We start from the raw sequence: 1,365 nt of genomic DNA, 5'->3' as shown, positions 1-1,365 counted from the left end.
AGGTGTGTATAAGAGACAGAACTGGGGCCGGGGCGCGGGTTTTCCGGCGGGTGGAGCTGCCGACCTACGCCTTCCAGCGCCGTCCGTACTGGCTGGACGCGCCCAGAACCCTCGGTGACGCGTCCGAGCTGGGGCTGGCGCCGTGCGCGCACCCGCTGCTCGGGGCGGGCACGGACCTGCCGGACGGCGGGCGGCTGTTCACCGGCCGGATCGGCGCCGGGTCCAGCCCGTGGCTGGCCGACCACGTGGTCATGGGATCGGTGATCATGCCGGGCAGCGCGTTCGTCGAGCTCGCCCTGCACGTGGCGGACGTGGCCGGGGCGGCCGGCGTGGAGGAGCTCACGTTCCAGGCGCCGCTGGCGTTCCCGGCGGACCGGCCGGTCCAGATCCAGGTCACGCTCAGCGGAAACGACCTGGCCATCCACTCCCGCCCGACCTCCGAGGACCCGTGGACCTGCCACGCTTCGGGCTCCCTGCTCGGCGAAGCGCCGGCTGACGCGGAGACCCACCCGGCGGCCGGGCCGCCGCCGGACGCCGAGCCGATCGCGGTCGAGACCTTCTACGACGAGCTGGTGGCGGCCGGCTTCGAGTACGGCCCCGCCTTCCAGGGCCTGCGGGCCGCCTGGCGGCACGGCGGCGACGTCTACGCCGAGGTGGAGCTGGCGGAGGAGCAGCGCCAGGAGGCCGGTCAGTACGCGATCCACCCGGCGCTGCTGGACGCGGCCCTGCACACCGCGGGCCTGCTGGAGTCCAGGCAGGCGGGCCTGGCCTTCTCCTGGAGCGGGATCACGGTGAGCCGTCCCGGCGCGGCGAAGGTCCGGGTGCGGCTGTCGCCCGGCACCGGCGGCTCCCTGTCGCTGACGATCGCGGACGAGGACGACCGGCCCGTCGCCCGCATCGCCGGGCTGGCCATGCGCCCGGTCACCGCGCCGCGCCGGCTCCCGTACCGGCTGGAGTGGTCCGCCGCGCCGCCCCGGCGGGACGGCGTCCCCGAGGCGGTGGTCGTCCGGCCCGCGGCGGGCGAGCTGCCCCAGCAGGTACACGAGACGGCGGAGCGGACGCTCGCGCTCGTCCAGGAGTGGCTGGCCGAGGACCGCGACGGCCGCCTGGCCGTGGTCACCAGCGGCGCGGTGGCCGTCGACGACGCCGAGGACGTCCGCGACCTGGCGGGCGCCGCCGTCTGGGGCCTGGTACGCACGGCGCAGGCCGAGCACCCGGACCGCTTCGTCCTCGTGGACGTGGACGACCCCGACGCCCTGCCGGCCGCCCTCGCCACCGGCGAACCCCAGGTCGTCATGCGCGCCGGCCAGGCCAGGATCCCCCGCCTGACCCGCCTGACCCAGACCCTGTCTCTTATACCCATCT

1 protein-coding gene is annotated in these 1,365 nt (G+C 75.8%); it reads left to right on the top strand.

What is annotated here, in order from left to right:
- Window positions 1–50: 50 nt before the first annotated feature.
- Window positions 51–1,365: polyketide synthase dehydratase domain-containing protein (locus ETD85_RS62250; protein WP_206059656.1), on the top strand; the 1,315-nt coding region annotated here is incomplete at its 3' end.

The sequence above is a fragment of the Nonomuraea zeae genome, from assembly GCF_005889725.1.
Lineage (GTDB): Bacteria > Actinomycetota > Actinomycetes > Streptosporangiales > Streptosporangiaceae > Nonomuraea > Nonomuraea zeae.
This window is presented reverse-complemented; position numbering and strand designations above follow the sequence as displayed.